Annotated in this window: 15 protein-coding genes; 2 read left to right on the top strand and 13 right to left on the bottom strand. The window is 60.5% G+C overall.

Features of this window, described 5'->3' with window-relative positions; translation table 11 throughout:
• Nucleotides 1-60 precede the first annotated feature (60 nt).
• From thiO to REH34_RS11765, 7 genes are read right to left on the bottom strand one after another with little or no spacing between them, the layout of a single operon-like run.
• Entirely contained in the window at nucleotides 61-1,164 is a 1,104-nt protein-coding gene (gene thiO, locus REH34_RS11735; RefSeq protein ID WP_311971731.1) for a glycine oxidase ThiO, read from the bottom strand.
• 53 nt (nucleotides 1,165-1,217) lie between these two features.
• The gene (locus tag REH34_RS11740; RefSeq protein WP_226506415.1) at nucleotides 1,218-1,616 is read right to left on the bottom strand and encodes a type IV pilin protein; all 399 of its coding nucleotides are present in this window, start codon (nucleotides 1,614-1,616) and stop codon (nucleotides 1,218-1,220) included.
• Nucleotides 1,617-1,627: 11 nt separating this feature from the next.
• The gene (locus tag REH34_RS11745) at nucleotides 1,628-4,834 is read right to left on the bottom strand and encodes a PilC/PilY family type IV pilus protein (protein WP_311971732.1); all 3,207 of its coding nucleotides are present in this window, start codon (nucleotides 4,832-4,834) and stop codon (nucleotides 1,628-1,630) included.
• Nucleotides 4,815-5,270, bottom strand: a complete 456-nt coding sequence (locus tag REH34_RS11750; RefSeq protein ID WP_260524887.1) for a PilX N-terminal domain-containing pilus assembly protein — start codon at nucleotides 5,268-5,270, stop codon at nucleotides 4,815-4,817. Before REH34_RS11750 ends, REH34_RS11745 begins: the two co-directional genes overlap by 20 nt.
• Nucleotides 5,271-5,329: 59 nt before the next feature.
• Nucleotides 5,330-6,076 (bottom strand): prepilin-type N-terminal cleavage/methylation domain-containing protein, encoded by a 747-nt coding sequence (locus REH34_RS11755; RefSeq protein ID WP_311971733.1) that lies wholly within the window; start codon nucleotides 6,074-6,076, stop codon nucleotides 5,330-5,332.
• Nucleotides 6,073-6,549, bottom strand: a complete 477-nt coding sequence (gene pilV, locus REH34_RS11760) for a type IV pilus modification protein PilV (protein ID WP_226506411.1) — start codon at nucleotides 6,547-6,549, stop codon at nucleotides 6,073-6,075. Before pilV ends, REH34_RS11755 begins: the two co-directional genes overlap by 4 nt.
• The gene (locus REH34_RS11765) at nucleotides 6,546-7,016 is read right to left on the bottom strand and encodes a GspH/FimT family pseudopilin (protein WP_226506410.1); all 471 of its coding nucleotides are present in this window, start codon (nucleotides 7,014-7,016) and stop codon (nucleotides 6,546-6,548) included. Before REH34_RS11765 ends, pilV begins: the two co-directional genes overlap by 4 nt.
• 179 nt (nucleotides 7,017-7,195) lie before the next feature.
• On the opposite strand from REH34_RS11765, the gene REH34_RS11770 reads away from it, so the two are divergent.
• Complete coding sequence (locus tag REH34_RS11770; RefSeq protein WP_226506409.1) at nucleotides 7,196-7,726, top strand: GspH/FimT family pseudopilin; 531 nt, start codon at nucleotides 7,196-7,198, stop codon at nucleotides 7,724-7,726.
• Here the strand turns inward: REH34_RS11770 and ispH are convergent.
• The 6 genes from ispH to murJ all read right to left on the bottom strand — a co-directional run bounded on the left by ispH (nucleotide 7,710) and on the right by murJ (nucleotide 15,065).
• Nucleotides 7,710-8,657 (bottom strand): 4-hydroxy-3-methylbut-2-enyl diphosphate reductase, encoded by a 948-nt coding sequence (gene ispH / locus REH34_RS11775; RefSeq protein ID WP_226506408.1) that lies wholly within the window; start codon nucleotides 8,655-8,657, stop codon nucleotides 7,710-7,712. The two genes, REH34_RS11770 and ispH, sit on opposite strands and share 17 nt — an antisense overlap.
• A 16-nt stretch (nucleotides 8,658-8,673) precedes the next feature.
• Nucleotides 8,674-9,111 carry a peptidylprolyl isomerase gene (locus REH34_RS11780; RefSeq protein ID WP_226506407.1) on the bottom strand — a complete coding sequence of 146 codons (438 nt, stop codon included), beginning with the start codon at nucleotides 9,109-9,111 and terminating at the stop codon, nucleotides 8,674-8,676.
• Nucleotides 9,104-9,613 carry a signal peptidase II gene (gene lspA / locus REH34_RS11785; protein ID WP_226506406.1) on the bottom strand — a complete coding sequence of 170 codons (510 nt, stop codon included), beginning with the start codon at nucleotides 9,611-9,613 and terminating at the stop codon, nucleotides 9,104-9,106. The genes REH34_RS11780 and lspA overlap by 8 nt, the downstream gene beginning before the upstream one ends.
• Nucleotides 9,606-12,437, bottom strand: a complete 2,832-nt coding sequence (gene ileS, locus REH34_RS11790; RefSeq protein ID WP_311971734.1) for an isoleucine--tRNA ligase — start codon at nucleotides 12,435-12,437, stop codon at nucleotides 9,606-9,608. Before ileS ends, lspA begins: the two co-directional genes overlap by 8 nt.
• Before the next feature lie 37 nt (nucleotides 12,438-12,474).
• Nucleotides 12,475-13,398, bottom strand: coding sequence for a bifunctional riboflavin kinase/FAD synthetase (gene ribF, locus REH34_RS11795; RefSeq protein WP_226506404.1), 924 nt, complete (start codon nucleotides 13,396-13,398; stop codon nucleotides 12,475-12,477).
• Between the two features lie 128 nt (nucleotides 13,399-13,526).
• A complete protein-coding gene (gene murJ, locus REH34_RS11800) occupies nucleotides 13,527-15,065 on the bottom strand; it encodes a murein biosynthesis integral membrane protein MurJ (protein WP_311971735.1) in 1,539 nt (512 codons plus the stop codon).
• Nucleotides 15,066-15,321: 256 nt separating this feature from the next.
• Between murJ and rpsT the strand changes: the two genes are divergently transcribed.
• Nucleotides 15,322-15,597, top strand: coding sequence for a 30S ribosomal protein S20 (gene rpsT, locus REH34_RS11805; RefSeq protein WP_226506402.1), 276 nt, complete (start codon nucleotides 15,322-15,324; stop codon nucleotides 15,595-15,597).
• The last annotated feature ends 38 nt before the right edge of the window (nucleotides 15,598-15,635 follow it).

The raw sequence follows: 15,635 nt of genomic DNA on the forward strand, positions 1-15,635 counted from the left end.
GTTGTACACCTGTGGGAGCAAGGCTTGCCCGCGAAGAGGCACGCATAAACGATACCGTTATCAAGCCAGGCGAATTGCCGGCGCATAAGGCACCGGATCGATAATCGGCTTACGCCCCAATAGCAAATCCGCGAACAATTGGCAGGACGCAGGCGCCAGCACCAGTCCGTTACGGTAATGCCCACAGTTCAGCCACAACCCCTCCTGCCCTGCCACCGGCCCGATAAACGGAATGCCGTCCGGGGACCCTGGCCGCAACCCTGCCCAATGGCCCACCAACTCGGCATCCCTGAGTGCCGGCAATAGCTCGATTGCCGAAGCCTTCAAACTTTCCAACGCGGGTACGGTCGGCGTTTTGTCGAAGCCCTCATGCTCCAGGGTGCTGCCTACCAGAATATGCCCGTCGCGCCGCGGGATCGCATAACGGCCCTTGGCCAGGATCATGCTCGGGAGGAAATCATCAGCGCATTTGAACAGGATCATCTGGCCCTTGACCGGCTCCACCGGCAGGTCGATGCCCAGGGTCTTCAGCAAATCACCGCTCCAGGCGCCTGCCGTCAGGACCACCTGATCGGCCAGCAGATCACCCTGCTCGGTCTGCACACCGACGATACGGTCGCCACCACGGAGAAAGGCGGTGACCGCACAGTGTTCGCGAATGTCCACATTCGGCAGAGCACGCAGCGCCGCCTTCAGCGATTTGACCAAGCGTGGGTTGCGCACGTTGGCGACGTCGGCCATGTACACCGCTCGCTCATAGCCTGTGCCGAGTACTGGCACCTTCTGGTAAACGGCATCGATGTTCACGGCACTCAACGGCCGCTGCAGACGCTGCGCCCAGGTCAATGCTTCGGCTTCGTCATCCAGATCCAGCCAGTACAGGCCGGTCACGTGCACCTCAGGATCGATGCCGGTGCGGCTGAACAGCTCGTCAGCCAGCTGTGGATAAAAGTCTTGGGACCAGTGGGCCAGAGCGGTGACGGCGGCGCTGTAGCGCCAGGGATACAGCGGCGAGACGATGCCGCCGCCTGCCCATGAGGATTCACGTCCAGCTTCGCTGCGGTCGAGGATGGTGATCGAGCCAACGTGGGGGGCGAGATTCAGGGCCGTGAGCAGGCCGATGGCGCCGCCGCCGATGATTAGAATATGACTTGAATCAGACATGCAGAATCCAATGTTGAAACCGAGCGGCCTGAGGGATATTCGGCATATCGGGCTCAGCGCCCCCAGCAAGTAGCGGCGGTTATGGTCGTGCCTGATACCGTACGGGCCCCCGTCTGGGTGATCGTGAACGCGCCACAGGCGTCGGACGACATCAGCCCACCCGCAACTGGCGTTGCTACGATAGTGAAGTCTTGAGCGTTGCGAGTCGTCGCCACCGTGTACCAGTTATTACTCGCTGGATTGGGCGTAGTCGCATCGACATAGGTACCAAGCCGCGAATAAACACGCTCGAACGTCTGCGCGCTCTCCGCCAGCACCTCGGCAATTTCCGCCCGATGGCTGCGCTGGACATATTTGGTGTAACTGGGGTAAGCAATAGCGGCGATAATACCGATGATCGCCACAACGATCATCAGTTCAATCAATGAAAAACCTCTGCTTCTGGCTGCCATGTCTCTAGTCCTCATTGAATTTGTCGCCACATGATGCGGCCAGCGCCACTACCAGCCCCGCCTTTTTCATCGATGATGATCCGGTTGCCTTTGGAATCGATGATGACCTTCTCGCTGGGGTCTGTCGCGCTGGATACCGTCCTAACCGAGCCGTCCGAGTTCGTCGTGGTCGTCGGCTTGTCGATGATTGCGCTCAACGTCGGAATACCCGTAGAGATGATCAGCCCGGAAGTGACGGTGTCACTGGCGTTGATCAACCCATCACCGCTGGTATCGATGACCTGATAACTCAGCATCCCCCCTGACAACGCGTCCAGCTCGAAGAACTCCCCGGAGCCGCTACTGGCGCACGGGTCGGTAGAGTCGACCTTGGCGGTGGTGAACAGTATCCGGCCCAACTTGATCTGGGCCTGGTAAATCACCCGTTCACCGACCATGGTGGTGCCGTACACCAAGGGCAGGTACCAGCCCTTCTGGGTGGTGTAATCGACCGTATTGGCGGAGCTGGTGACGTACTGTCCCCCAGTGCCGGCGAACGTGCTGACCACGGCCTGGGCACGCAGATTAGCGGTGGTGTAGTTGCCCACGGCGCCGGTGCCGGCATCCCAGACCGCGTAGAAACCTTGCGGGTCAGTGGTGGCTTTGTCCGTCACCTCGTTGAACTTGCCCGTACCGAAATACACCATATAGCCGGTGGTGGGGTAGGCCACCAGCAGCGGCTGGGCAGTGATGGGTTGCGTCGCTGCGCCTGGGGTCGTGAACAACGGCTTGTTCGAGAATGCCACCCCCCAACTGGTAGGCGACGCAGCGCTTAAATCGAACTTCCACATGCGGCCCTTAAGGTCACCACCATAGGCCGCTTGCACGACGTTGGAGGCGTTGACCGTGAGTTTGACCGAGGACAAGCCGTTAGTGGTCTCGGTGCTGTCGACGACGATCTTCTTGATCAGCGACCCATCGGTGAGGCTCACCACATAAAGCGCGGCGACGCCCGAGTTGCTGCCATAGCCGTTGGCGATGAACGCAGCCCAGGTACCGTCGGCCAGTTGAGCAATCTCGGGTTTGGCATAGGCGTAACCGAGGTCATTGAAAGTGGCGGTTGTGGAAGCCGTCGCCGGTGCGCTGATTTCCCATAGTGCCTTTGGCGCACTGCCACTGCCCTGGTTGTAGAGCTGCAGGGCAAAGAACGTTTTGCCCCCGGCCCCGGTGCCGCCTACTGCCAGAGTCTTCCAGGAACTGTTGGTCTTGGCGTCAGAAACCGTGATCTGGCCGTCGTCGAGAAATTTGTGCGATGTACCGTTGATATAGGCGGGGTCGGCTACCGCGTACAGGTTCGGCACTGCACTCGAAGGCATGTAGGCATAGAGTCGAGCGCCAGTGTTGGCGTTGATGACGCTGGTCATGCCGTCGTTGGAATTGACCACCAGACTCGGCACCATCGCCGCCGCTTTGGCCGTCAGGTAGTCGGAATAGCCGCTATCGGCCGACGACGACGTTTGGGTACTTGGCAAGGCAAGCACCAGCGGCGAATTGATGATGTCGCCGAGCAACACAGTGCGCTGCTTGAGGCCGGTCTTGTTGATGCCCTTCGACCAGTCCACCAGGTTGGCGCCAGTGATACCGGACGTAGCGCCGAAATTGGAGGTGGCCGAGGTGTTCAGGGTGGCTTGCTGGGTGGCCGAAAAGTTGGCGAACGCCAGAGCGATAGGAAGGTTGGTCGTGGTATTGAATGACTCGTAGGTCGGGGTAGTGGTACCCACCGCCACCTTGATATCCGTACTCCAGGTTGGCGTATCGCTGATGACCCCTGCGGTGCTGATCGCATAGGCACCGATCGTGCCGCGCCAGTCAGTCGGATCGTAGGCGGTTTGATAGAAAAATGTGTTACTGGTCAGGGTGGTGCTGTTGGCCGCGCCGCCTCCACCGGATCCGGCGGTCGAACTGATCGCGTTGAGCGCCGCCGTCAGCGCTGTGGTCAACGAAGCGCTGTCCGTGGCTTGGTAGTACTTGCCCTGCCCATAGGCCGCTGCATCCGATAGCATCTGGTTGGCGGCGGTAAAACCTACGGTGTAGGTCAGCAGATTTTGTTTGGGAAAGTCGGTCGCATCCCAGCTCTTGCCAGCGGCATCGTTACCCGTCGAGCGCATATCGATGTCGTAGGCAAATTTGGCCAGGTCATCGAGATACAAGGTGTCCCCTTCACCATCGCCATTGAGGTTGTCGCCGTCATTGGCCTTGTTATCCCAGTTCGGCAGTTTGATAGTGGCGGTGTTGTTGGGTTCGACGCTGCTGACCGCCGTGGGGAAAGTGCGGTCGTAGGTGGGCAAGCCATCGGTGATGACGATGCCGTAGTTCTTCTGGCAGCGATATTGGATAGGGCTGGTGTAAGAAACACCCGAGTTGTAATAAGAGGACATTCCCCGGAAGTAACGGGATATCTCATAGTAGGTTTCCGCCAACGGCGTGTTGGCCACGGCGCCCAAGCCATTGATCGACGAGATCAGGTTGTTGTAGTTGGTGGTCGCCTGGGCTGTCGTCGTGTTGGTCGTTGCCTGCAGGTCGGCGACGGTGCGGGCGATATAGCCACCGGGCCCGGAGTCGCCAAACGCCGGCGGGTTGAAGGTGGCCAGCCCCATACGCAACGCGCGGTTGGCGGTGACCAGCGTGCTGGACACGGAGCGGGCTACATTGATGCGGTAGTCGTTGGGGATACTGCCGTCGGTGTAGTCCTTTGAGTTCACCGAGTTTGAAACCAGGCCGATCAAGTACGCGATGTATTTGCTCGAATAGCGGGTATTCCCGCTACCCACCGGGTCTGGGAGCTTCAGGCACAACACCGTGTTGTTCGAATAACGGTAGAAACCGTAATAGAGGTTACTGCAGCCACCACGGTTGAGATCGCCGATGAACAGGTTTTCACTGTCCATATCCAGCGCGGTAATTCTATTGCAACTTAAATCACTACTGCAGTTGTACACCTGCGCCCGGTCGACGGACTGGTCGAAGGCGGTAGCACGAATCAAGTTGTTCATACTGCCGGAGTCATCCACCAGCAGCATCACGTTCGGCGTGACCGCGGCGGTGCTGAGCAAAGGTGCCGAAGACGGCGTGAACGCCGCCATGGCCGGAGCAGCGAGATACATGGCCAGCGCACTACCCAGCAACGCCGCCTTCAAACGTCGCCAGTACGACCTGCCCTCAGCCGCTGCATTTGGCATAAATACTCTCCACAATTGAGCGACTGCTGCCGACCAGCGCGACACCGGTGATTCGATACAGGGTGATGGCGGATGAGGAGCTGCAACCCGATGGCATATTGACCGGCGCGCCGTTGCTGCCGATGTTCTGGATGGCATAGAACCCGGTGGCGGCTGCGACCCAAGTGTTGCCGTTGGCACCCGCGCCTGCGTTTTCCACACTAGTGGCGTCCGTAGGCGGTGCACAGGCCGCCACGGAAGCACACTTCACCTGTGCGTACGCCGAGGCGGACACAACATTTTCGCCCACCCGCAATGATGCCTCGGCCACCTGAAACGACTGGTTGCGGTTCATCACGCTGCCGCTCATCTTCTCCTGCATCGTCGCGTTCTGCATCGACGAGATGCCAATCATGGTCAGCAGCAGCAGCATGATCAGGCTGATCAGCAATGCCATGCCGCGTTGCCGCGCGGAGGAATCAAAACCAGAGGATCGCCTCTTCATATCTCTCATCCCTAGCGCAACCGATTACGCAGCGAGGCCACGACATTGAAGGGCTGATCACGGACGCGACTATTAGGGTCGGTGAGGATCATGCTGATGCGCACGCTACGGATGTTGCCGTAGTCCGCCAGCGCAGGCGCGGCCGTATAAGACTGCACGGCATAGGGCGAAGCCGCCGTGGCCATCCCGAAGCTTACGTTGAAGGTCTTGACGCCGTTGATCAGCACCGAGGTGGTGCCATTCACCGTGGTGGACAGTTGGCTGTTGGCAAAGGTGTAGATCACTTTGCGGATGGGGAAGGCTAACTCGCCAGCGGAGGCGTTCGCAGCAGCCGTACCGGTGTAGGCCTTGGCGGTGGTCAGGCAATCGGACACGATGGTCCAGGTCGGCACACCGCCGTTGGCGCCCACATCGCCCGTCACCAGCGTGAGGACGTTGCTGGTAGCGCCACCGCTGGTCACCGAGGTGTAGATGATCGGGTTTATGGTCGCCGCGGTGAAGGACAGTCCGTTACTCGCATCGGTGAACGAAGTGGTGCCTTGTGCGATACACCCCTGCATGCCGACCATGCGCAGTTCCTGCACCATGCGGCTGAGCACGTAACGGGCGTCTTCTTGCATGGTCGAGGCAGCATTTTGCGACATGAAGGTGTTTTTCGCGGAGATAAAAATCTGCGTCACCCCCAACACGATGATCAAGCCGATCGCCATGGCGACCATCAGCTCGACCAGGCCGTAACCCTTGGCTGGTGTCTTCATGGATAAGCCGTCCCATCGGCTGCTACTCGGCTGACCAAGACAAAACTGCGGATCGGTGAATTGGCGTCGACACTGTTATCGGCCCGCACCAGCTTGCCTGCCCGTGTGTCGTCCCATTTGATAGTGATGGTCACCACATAGCCTTTGAGCACGATGCTCGCCTCGGTACCATTCATGGCCCTGATGTTGTTGCCGAAATCACTCAAATCCTGGCTCACCGCGGCGGTACTGCCGGCCGTGGTGGGAGCCGCAGCAAGATTCGCCAGCGCATACTGGCTGGCGTTGTCGGTATTGGCGCGAATGCGGTCCATCATGTCGTAAGCGATAAAGCTCGCCTGGCTGCTCATCGAGGAGCTGTCGGTGTATTTCAGGGCATTCAACTGAATGGCTGCAGCCCCGAGCAGGCCAATGCACATGACCAGCAAGGCCACCAGCACTTCGATCAGGCTGAACCCTGACTGGCGCGCGCTCATGGGCAGGCTCCGTTGAGGATGACCCGGCCGTTGAGGCAAATGCCGACATTACGGCTGGTCGAGCCGTTGGTGTAGACCATCGTCAGCGCAGTCGCCGGGTACGCCAAGGCCCCGAGGTTATTGAATTCGATATAGGTCGCCGTGACCGAAGGGGCCAACGCTGAACCGGGCGACATGGGGGCGATGACCCGCAGCACAGAAGGAGGGCTACTGGTAGTTTGCACGTTGAGACTGGTGACCCAGGTTGCCCCGGTAGTGGCGGGGGTAATCCGCACATTGACGCCACGATTGATCGCTTCAAGGCGCGCATAGTTGAGCGCCCGATAAAAGTCGCCGGTATCCGAATCGGCCCGGTTGTTACGAATGAGCGTGCTGAACGACGGGATCGCAATGCTCGCGCCGATAGCGATGACGGCCACCGTCACCATCAACTCGATCAATGAAAACCCCTTGTTACGATCCCGCATTGCGATACTCCCCGAGACCCGGCGACTATAAGCCAACTGTGCCGCTTGGCAAGCGCACATCAGAATATACGGTTGTTCCGGCTGGATCAGCGTGATGGAACATGTTGATTCAATTCTCGCCGGGCTTTTGACACCTATCCCCTGCTCCAGCAATTCTCATTCCAAGGACGGTATCTACCATGCATCAACGCGGCCTCACCCTGATCGAACTGCTCGCTACCGTGACTATCCTCGCCATTTTGCTGCACCTGGCGATGCCGTCGTTTCGCCAGTTGATCAACAGCAATCGGCAACAAGTCGCTGCGAACGAGTTGCTGAACGCTGTGCGTTCCGCCCGTACGGAAGCGGTCCTGCGAAATCAGTCGGTGATCATTCAGCCGCTCGAGGGCGACTGGGCGTTCGGCTGGAGGATGATTGCGGATGTGAGCGGCAAGGGCCTGAGCGATCCGGACAATCCAGTGCTGGCGGTACGCCAGAGTGGCGGCAAGGTGCGGATCGTCGGTAATTACCGACTGGAGAAATGGGTTCGCTTCAACGGCATGGGGACACCGTCTTACGCCGGGGCATCACCCGGCAATGGCACCCTCTTCATCTGCGATGAGGGTACCGGGCTGACCCACTCCCGGGTCGTTATAAACGTTCCCGGGCGGGTACAACTGCTCGCGGGCCCGGACAATACCGAGCCGTGCAGCGTCAGCCAATGGTCTTGACGCGTAACTCTTTAGGCATCGAAAACGTGATGTTCTCCGGCCGCCCAGCCAGCTCATCAGCCCCGGTAGCGCCCCAGGCCTGCAACTGCTCGATCACACCGCGCACCAGCACCTCAGGCGCCGACGCCCCGGCCGTAACGCCAATGCGCTCGATGCCATCGAACCAGCTGCGTTGCATGTCTTCGGCGCCGTCGATCAGGTATGCCGGCGTCGCCAACCGTTCAGCCAGTTCGCGCAGGCGATTGGAGTTGGAACTGTTGGGGCTGCCGACCACCAGGACCACGTCGCACTCGTCGGCCAGTTGCTTGACCGCGTCCTGGCGGTTCTGGGTGGCGTAGCAGATGTCGTCCTTGCGCGGGCCGCCGATGTTGGGGAAGCGCGCGCGCAGGGCGTCGATGACGCGGCCGGTGTCGTCCATCGACAAGGTGGTCTGGGTCACGAACGCCAGGGCTTCTGGGTTGCGCACCTGCAGGTTGGCGACATCCTGCTCGTCTTCGACCAGGTAGATCGCGCCGCCATTGCTGCCGTCGTACTGGCCCATGGTGCCTTCGACTTCCGGGTGACCGGCATGGCCGATGAGGATGCACTCGCGGCCGTCACGGCTGTAGCGGGCGACCTCGATGTGCACCTTGGTGACCAGCGGGCAGGTGGCGTCGAAGACTTTGAGGCCGCGCCCTGCCGCTTCCTGGCGCACGGCCTGGGAGACGCCGTGGGCGCTGAAGATGACGATGACGTCGTCCGGTACCTGGTCGAGTTCTTCGACGAAGATCGCGCCACGATTGCGCAGGTCTTCGACCACGAACTTGTTGTGGACCACTTCGTGGCGCACGTAGATCGGTGGGCCGAAGACTTCAAGGGCGCGGTTGACGATTTCGATCGCCCGGTCCACACCAGCGCAGAAGCCACGGGGGTTGGCGAGTTTGATGTGCATGCTTGCCTCGGGGCCCTTAAAGGGCCGTAACCGAAAGGATTTCAACCTCGAAACTCAAGGTCTTGCCCGCCAGCGGGTGGTTGAAGTCGACTGTCACCTGGGCGGCGTCAAAGGCTTTGACCACGCCCGGCAGCTCGGTGTTGGCGGCGTCGTTGAAAATCACCAACAGGCCTTCGGACAGCTCCATGCCCTCGAACTGCGAACGCGGCATGATCTGCACGTTCTGCGGGTTCGGTTGGCCAAAGGCGTTTTCTGGCAGCACGGTCACTGTGCGCTTGTCGCCGGCCTTGAAGCCGAACAGCGCGGCCTCGAAGCCGGGCAGCAGGTTGCCGTCGCCGACCTTGAAAGTCGCCGGCGACTTGTCGAACGTGCTGTCGACAGTGTCACCGTTTTCCAGGTGCAGAGCGAAGTGCAGAGTCACCTCAGTGTTCTGCGAAATACGTTGTTCAGTCACGGACAGGCGCTCCCGACTTCTTGGTTTTGAACATATCCAGGGCCAGCATGATGGCGCCCACGGTAATGCCGCTGTCAGCGACGTTGAAGGCCGGAAAGCCATGCTCGTGCCAGTGCACGAAGATGAAATCGATCACATGGCCGAGCATGATGCGGTCGTACAGGTTGCCCAGCGCGCCACCCAGCACCAGCGCCAGGGCGACGGCGAGCCAAGTGTCGTTGCGCCCCAGGCGCTTGAGCCAGACGATCAGCACGGCGCTGACCACCACCGCGATCATCGCGAATAGCCAACGCTGCCAGCCGCCGCCGTCCGCCAAAAAGCTGAAGGCCGCACCGGTGTTGTAGGCCAGCATCCAACTGAAGTAGTTGGGGATGACCACGATCTGCTGGTACAGATCCAGGCTGTGCTCGAAGTAGTACTTGCTGGTCTGATCGACGATGAACACCAGCACACTGATCCACAGCCAGCCAAGGCGCCCGAAGCGCCCCGCAGAGTTAGGCATAGTGACGCACCTCGCCGGCACCGCTGATGTTGTCGACGCAGCGACCGCAGATCTCCGGATGCTCGGGATTCACGCCGACGTCTTCGCGGAAGTGCCAGCAACGAGCGCACTTGACTCCACCGGACTTGACCACTTGCAGCTTGAGGCCAGGCACTTCGGTGACCACGGCGTCGGCCGGTGCCTGCACGAACGGCGCTACGGCGGCCTTGGAGGTGATCAGCACGAAACGTAGCTCGTCGCCAAGTTTGTTCAGGTCGGCACTCAGGGCTTCGTCGCCATACAGGGTCACTTCGGCCTGCAGGTTGCCGCCAATGACCTTGGCCGCGCGCAGGTTTTCCATTTCCTTGTTGACCGCGACCTTGACCGCCATGATCCGCTCCCAGTACTCGCGGCCCATCTCGAAGCCTTGCGGCAGCTCGGTCAAGCCTTCGTACCAGGTGTTGAGCATGACGGATTCGTTGCGCTCGCCCGGCAGGTACTGCCACAGCTCGTCGGCGGTGAACGCCAGGATCGGCGCGATCCAGCGCACCAACGCTTCGCTGATGTGGTACAGCGCGGTCTGGCAGGAACGCCGCGGGATGCTGTCGGCGCCGGTGGTGTACTGGCGGTCCTTGATGATGTCCAGGTAGAAACCGCCCAGCTCCTGCACACAGAAGTTATGCACCTTGGAATAGACGTTCCAGAAACGGTATTCGCCGTAGTGCTCTTCGAGCTCGCGCTGCAGCAGCAGGGTGCGGTCGACGGCCCAGCGGTCCAGGGCGATCATTTCATCGGCGGGCAGCAGGTCGGTGGCCGGGTTGAAACCGCTCAGGTTGGAGAGCAGGAAGCGCGCGGTGTTGCGGATCCGCCGATAGGCGTCGGCGCTGCGCTGCAGGATGGTTTCCGACACGGCGATTTCGCCGGAATAGTCGGTGGAGGCCACCCACAGACGCATGATGTCGGCACCCAGGGTGTCGTTGACCTTTTGCGGCGCGATAACGTTGCCCAGCGACTTGGACATCTTGCGGCCGTTCTCGTCGACCGTGAAGCCGTGGGTGAGCAGTTCGCGGTACGGCGCGTGGTTATCGATGGCGCAACCGGTCAGCAACGAGGAGTGGAACCAGCCGCGGTGCTGGTCGGAACCCTCGAGGTACAGGTCGGCACGCGGGCCGGTCTCGTGGCCCATCGGGTGCGAACCGCGCAACACGTGCCAGTGAGTGGTACCGGAGTCGAACCACACGTCCAGAGTATCGCTGATCTTGTCGTACTGGTTGGCTTCATCGCCCAGCAGTTCGGCGGCGTCGAGCTTGAACCAGGCCTCTATGCCCTCTTGTTCGACGCGCTGTGCAACCTGCTCCATCAGTTCGACGGTGCGCGGGTGCAACTCGCCGGTGGCCTTGTGCAGGAAGAACGGAATCGGTACGCCCCAGTTACGCTGACGCGAGATGCACCAGTCCGGGCGATTGGCGATCATCGAGTGCAGGCGCGCCTGGCCCCAGGCCGGGACGAACTTGGTTTCTTCGATGGCCTTGACCGCACGCACACGCAGGGTGTCGCCGGTTTCCGGTTGCTTGTCCATGCCCACGAACCACTGCGCGGTGGCGCGGTAGATGAGCGGGGTCTTGTGGCGCCAGCAGTGCATGTAGCTGTGGCTGACGACTTCGGTGTGCATCAACGCGCCGACTTCGGCCAGCTTGTCGACGATGTTCTGGTTGGCCTTGAAGATGAACTGGCCACCGAAGAACTCCAGCGAGTCGACGTAAACGCCGTTGCTCTGCACCGGGCCAATGATGTCATCGTTGCTCAGGCCGTACTGCTTGCAGATATTGAAGTCGTCGACGCCATAGGCAGGCGAGCAGTGGACCACGCCGGTACCAGCACCCAGCTCGACGTAGTTGGCCAGGTACACCGGCGACAGACGGTCGTAGAACGGGTGACGGAAGTTGATCAGCTCAAGCTTGGCGCCTTCGGTCAGCGCCACAACGGTGCCTTGCAGGCCGAACCGGGCCAGCGAGGATTCGACCAGCTCTTCGGCCAGCACCAGCAGGCGGTCGCCGACATCGACGAGGGCGTACTGGAATTCCGGGTGCACGTTGAGCGCCTGGTTGGCCGGAATGGTCCACGGGGTAGTGGTCCAGATGACGATCGCGGCCGGCTTGCTCAAGCCTGGCAGGCCGAAGGCGTCAGCCAGAGCTTGCTGGTCGGCGATCGGGAAGGCGACGTCGATGGTCGGCGATTTCTTGTCGGCGTACTCGACCTCGGCCTCGGCCAGGGCCGAACCGCAATCGAAACACCAGTTGACGGGCTTGAGGCCCTTGAACACGAAGCCGCCCTTGACCATTTCCGCCAGGGCACGGATCTCGCCGGCTTCGTTGGTGAAGTTCATGGTCTTGTAGGGATTGGACCAGTCACCCAGCACGCCCAGACGGATGAACTCGGCTTTTTGCCCTTCGATCTGCTCGGTGGCGTAGGCGCGGCAGAGCTCGCGAGTCTTGTCCGCGGGCAGATTTTTGCCGTGCGTGACCTCGACCTTGTGCTCGATCGGCAGGCCGTGGCAGTCCCAACCCGGGACATAAGGCGCGTCGAAACCCGAGAGGGTCTTGGAGCGCGTGATCATGTCCTTGAGAATCTTGTTGAGCGCGTGACCGATGTGAATAGTGCCGTTGGCGTAAGGAGGACCATCGTGCAGGACGAATTTCGGACGATCCTTGCCAATTTCGCGAAGCTTGCGGTACAGGTCGATGCTGTTCCAGCGCTCAAGCGTTTGCGGCTCGCGCTGGGGCAGGCCGGCCTTCATGGGGAAGGCGGTGTCCGGAAGGTTTAGCGTGGCTTTGTAGTCGGTCATTTCAGGCTCTTCAATAGCGGCTGGCCGCTGCTTTCAGTTAAGGGCGGTGGGCTCGTGCGGCGGCAACATCCGCATCGATCGCCGACTTCAGCGCCTCCAGGGAGGCGAAACGCTGCTCATCGCGCAGCTTGTGGTGGAAAGCCACCGTCAAACGCCGGTCGTAAAGATTGCCGGCAAAATCCAGCAGGTGCACTTCCAGGTGGGCTTTGCCATCACCTGCAACGGTTGGCCGCACGCCTATGTTGGCGACTCCCGGCCATTGCTTGCCATCGATCTCGACGCTCACCAGGTACACCCCGGTAAACGGCACGCGACGGCGCTTGAGCTGGACGTTGGCAGTAGGCCAGCCCAGCTGTCGGGCGAGCTTCTGGCCATGCAGCACTCGCCCCGTGATCTGGAACGGCCGCCCGAGCAAAGCCTCGGCCAGCTTGAAATCGGCGACGGCCAGCGCTTTGCGCACCTGGGTGCTGCTGACGCGAACGCCTTGCATCTCGACGGTACGGGCGGCCTCGACGGTGAAGCCGTTGGCACTGCCGACCTGAGTGAGGAAATCGAAATCCCCCAGGCGGTCGCAGCCGAAGCGAAAATCATCGCCGACTTCGAGGTGCTTGACGCCCAGGCCGTCGACCAGAATGGTATCGACGAATTCAGCGGCGCTCAGTTTGCTCAGGCGCTGGTTGAACGCCAGGCAAAGCACCTGATCGACGCCCTCGGCGGCTAGCAGCTCGAGCTTGTCGCGCAAGCGGGCCAAACGGGCCGGTGCACTCTCGGGCGCAAAATACTCGCGCGGTTGAGGCTCGAAAATCACCACACAGCTGGGCACGCCCAACTCCACGGCACGCTCGCGCAGCCGCACCAGGATAGCCTGGTGACCGCGATGAACGCCGTCGAAATTGCCAATGGTGGCGACACAGCCCCGATGCTGGGGCCGCAGGTTGTGGAGACCTCGAACCAGCTGCATAACACGCTTCTTGCTCATAAAGTGGTCGATTATAACCACACCCGGGCCCCGACGACAGGCGACGCGAGCATGCTTTCACTTTGAAATCGAGAAACCGACGTTTGGGTCATGAATTTGCCAAGCGTCGATCAGCTCAGGCCGCGGCGGGCAAAATCCTTGAGGCGAAAGCCCAACAGCAGCAACATGCCGAAATAAACCACTACCCCGGTGCCCACTAACAGCCCCAGGCGCAGGAAACGCTCCGGCATGCTGCCATCACTCCAGGCCGGCATGTAATGCATCATCCCCAGCAGCGCCGCCGACATCGCCAGCACGGCAATCACCAACTTGCCGAGGAACACCGCCCAACCCGGCTGTGGTTCGAACATATTCTGCTTGCGCAACTGCCAGAACAACAGCCCGGCGTTCATGCACGCGCCGCCACTGATAGCCAACGCCAGCCCGGCGTGCTGCAGATGACTAATGAACAGCAGATTCAGCACCTGCGTGGCCACCAGCGTAAAAATCGCAATCTTCACCGGTGTGCGAATGTTCTGCTGCGCATAAAAGCCGGGCGCCAGCACTTTGATGAGAATGATGCCAAGCAGACCAACGGCGTAGGCGACCAGCGCGCGCTGGGTCATGGCCGCATCGAAGGCGCCGAACTTGCCGTACTGGAACAGCGCCACTGTCAACGGCTCGGCCAACAGCGTCAGGGCCAGCGAACACGGCAGCACCAGCACGAAGCACAGGCGCAGGCCCCAGTCGAGGATGCGCGAATACTCGTGGCGATCCTTGTTGGCATAGGTCTTGGCCAGCGTCGGCAACAGGATAGTGCCCAAGGCCACACCCAGCACGCCCGAAGGCAACTCCATCAGGCGATCGGCGTAATACATCCACGACACCGATCCGGCCGCCAGAAACGAGGCGAAGATGGTATTGATGATCAGCGAAATCTGGCTGACCGACACCCCGAGAATCGCCGGCCCCATCTGCTTCATCACCCGCAGGGCGCCGCTGTTGCGCAGATCGAGACGCGGTAGCACCAGCATGCCGATCTTCTTCAAGTGCGGCAGTTGGTACAGCAACTGCGCCAGGCCACCGGCCAGCACCCCCCAGGCCAGCACCATGATGGGCGGGTTGAAATACGGCGTGAGGAACAGGGCAAAGATGATCTGGCTGACATTGAGCAGCGTAGGCGTGAAGGCCGGGACCGAAAAACGATTCCAGGTATTGAGGATCGCGCCGACGAAAGACGACAGCGAGATCAGCAATATATAAGGAAACGTAACCCTGAGCAGATCGCTGGTGAGCTTGAACTTTTCGGGCGTATCGGCAAAACCGGGGGCCGTGATCCAGATCACCAGCGGCGCGGCCAACACACCGATCAGCGTCACCACGGCCAGCATCAGGGTCAGCAAGCCGGCGACATAGGCGATGAACGTGCGGGTTGCCTCCTCGCCTTGCTGATTCTTGTATTCGGCCAGAATCGGCACGAACGCTTGGGAGAAAGCGCCCTCGGCGAACACGCGGCGCAACAGATTGGGCAACTTGAAGGCAATAAAGAAGGCATCGGTGGCCATGCCGGCACCGAAAATTCGCGCGACCAATGTATCGCGCACGAAGCCCAGGACCCGCGAAACCATGGTGATGGAGCTGACTGCAGCCAAGGATTTGAGGAGGTTCATCGAAAGTTTTTTGCGCCTATGGACAAAGAGCAGGCCCGTGCAGCGCCCAGTTGTGCAATACTGCGCGCCGCTAAAGCAGGCAGAGCCTAAAGATCCGCGAGTTTACAGGTCGCGGGCAATAAGTGAATCACTTCACTGGCAACGTTGACCGCTCAGCGGAACGTCCGCCATGCTCTTGACAACGCGTCAGTGCATCGGCATTATTCGCGGCCTATTTTGTTCGCTATATTTACCAAGTCTTTCGAGGAGCTCGACGGTGGCCAACTCACCTTCTGCCAAAAAACGTGCAAAACAGGCTGAGAAGCGTCGCAGCCACAACGCCAGCCTGCGTTCCATGGTTCGCACCTACATCAAGAATGTAGTCAAAGCCATCGACACAAAAGACGCCGAAAAAGCACAAGCTGCTTACGTTCTGGCTGTGCCTGTCATCGACCGTATGGCCGACAAGGGCATCATCCACAAGAACAAGGCTGCTCGCCACAAGAGCCGCCTGAACGGCCACATCAAAGCACTGAGCCAGGCTGCTGCCTGATTAGTCGCTTGATGTACAAAAAGCCGACCCCAGGGTCG

This window comes from Pseudomonas baltica, assembly GCF_031880315.1.
Taxonomy (GTDB): domain Bacteria; phylum Pseudomonadota; class Gammaproteobacteria; order Pseudomonadales; family Pseudomonadaceae; genus Aquipseudomonas.

Coding starts and splice junctions, on each gene's coding strand:
- REH34_RS11750 (WP_260524887.1), bottom strand. CDS start 5,270: ATGGCATTGCTGATCAGCCTGATCATGCTGCTGCTGCTGACCATGATT.
- REH34_RS11770 (WP_226506409.1), top strand. CDS start 7,196: ATGCATCAACGCGGCCTCACCCTGATCGAACTGCTCGCTACCGTGACT.
- pilV (WP_226506411.1), bottom strand. CDS start 6,549: ATGAGCGCGCGCCAGTCAGGGTTCAGCCTGATCGAAGTGCTGGTGGCC.
- REH34_RS11765 (WP_226506410.1), bottom strand. CDS start 7,016: ATGCGGGATCGTAACAAGGGGTTTTCATTGATCGAGTTGATGGTGACG.
- ileS (WP_311971734.1), bottom strand. CDS start 12,437: ATGACCGACTACAAAGCCACGCTAAACCTTCCGGACACCGCCTTCCCC.
- murJ (WP_311971735.1), bottom strand. CDS start 15,065: ATGAACCTCCTCAAATCCTTGGCTGCAGTCAGCTCCATCACCATGGTT.
- ribF (WP_226506404.1), bottom strand. CDS start 13,398: ATGCAGCTGGTTCGAGGTCTCCACAACCTGCGGCCCCAGCATCGGGGC.
- REH34_RS11745 (WP_311971732.1), bottom strand. CDS start 4,834: ATGCCAAATGCAGCGGCTGAGGGCAGGTCGTACTGGCGACGTTTGAAG.
- REH34_RS11755 (WP_311971733.1), bottom strand. CDS start 6,076: ATGAAGACACCAGCCAAGGGTTACGGCCTGGTCGAGCTGATGGTCGCC.
- REH34_RS11740 (WP_226506415.1), bottom strand. CDS start 1,616: ATGGCAGCCAGAAGCAGAGGTTTTTCATTGATTGAACTGATGATCGTT.
- ispH (WP_226506408.1), bottom strand. CDS start 8,657: ATGCACATCAAACTCGCCAACCCCCGTGGCTTCTGCGCTGGTGTGGAC.
- thiO (WP_311971731.1), bottom strand. CDS start 1,164: ATGTCTGATTCAAGTCATATTCTAATCATCGGCGGCGGCGCCATCGGC.
- lspA (WP_226506406.1), bottom strand. CDS start 9,613: ATGCCTAACTCTGCGGGGCGCTTCGGGCGCCTTGGCTGGCTGTGGATC.